The sequence below is a fragment of the Falsihalocynthiibacter sp. S25ZX9 genome, from assembly GCF_041205405.1.
Lineage (GTDB): Bacteria > Pseudomonadota > Alphaproteobacteria > Rhodobacterales > Rhodobacteraceae > Falsihalocynthiibacter > Falsihalocynthiibacter arcticus.
On sequence record NZ_JBGFCD010000251.1, the window covers coordinates 1 to 299 of the forward strand.

Below are 299 nucleotides of genomic sequence, written 5' to 3' on the forward strand. Positions count from 1 at the left end.
CGCGATGGCACCGGCAGCAAAGTGCCATTCTAACCGGACCCAAATGTAGGCCAACATCGCCAGGACCGCGAGGCCAAGTGCCAGCAAGCCGGTGGTTGCCAGTTCGCCGCTGATCGTTTGGCCAACAAGGTCGATCTGGTTGAACACCGCATCTGGGATCACGTCTGTTGCTGCACGTTCGACGGCGGCAACCGTGGCCTGCCCGACCTCACCCTGCACCCGGATCAGCGCTTCATTGGGATTGCCGAAGGCCTGCAGGCTCGCGTCGCCCGGAACCTGTTGCGCGATGGCGGCACGCA

1 pseudogene is annotated in these 299 nt (G+C 63.5%); it reads right to left on the reverse strand.

Annotated features, from left to right (window positions below):
• Nucleotides 1-299 (reverse strand): annotated as a pseudogene (locus AB9F29_RS22125) (protein translocase subunit SecF); the annotation flags it as partial.